The organism is Azoarcus sp. Soil_N_20, from assembly GCF_057656155.1.
The window spans coordinates 1-380 of sequence record NZ_JBDGKX010000069.1; the positions used below are offsets into that span (position 1 = coordinate 1).

A 380-nucleotide genomic window follows, 5' to 3' on the forward strand; every position below is an offset into this window, starting at 1 on the left:
ATGGTGCCGAACAGGAAGTAGAGCGAGATCCCCCACGCGATCGTGCCCAGCGGCAGGAAGTGGCCGGAGAGCTTCAGCGTGAGCGAACCGAGCACGATCGCCACCGTGGCGGTGAACACCAGCCCGACCACCAGCGCGAGCCAGGGCGAACCGCCCAGCCAGGCCAGGTAGCCGGGCAGCTCGGTGGCGGTGGTGAGCACGCCGGTGGTGTAGGCGCCCAGGCCCACGAAGGCGGCCTGGCCGAAGCTGGTCAAGCCCCCCACCCCGGTCAGCAGCACCAGGCCGAGCGCGACCATGGCGTAGAGGCCGATGTAGTTGAGCAGCGTCACGTAGAACGGCGGCATCACCAGCGGGGCGATCAGCAACAGGCCGAGGAAGGC

Annotated in this window: 1 protein-coding gene; it reads right to left on the minus strand. The window is 69.2% G+C overall.

Features of this window, described 5'->3' with window-relative positions:
- Positions 1-380, minus strand: a 380-nt coding sequence (locus tag AC3A35_RS27930) for an ABC transporter permease subunit (RefSeq protein WP_487439815.1), incomplete at both ends; no start/stop codon positions are given.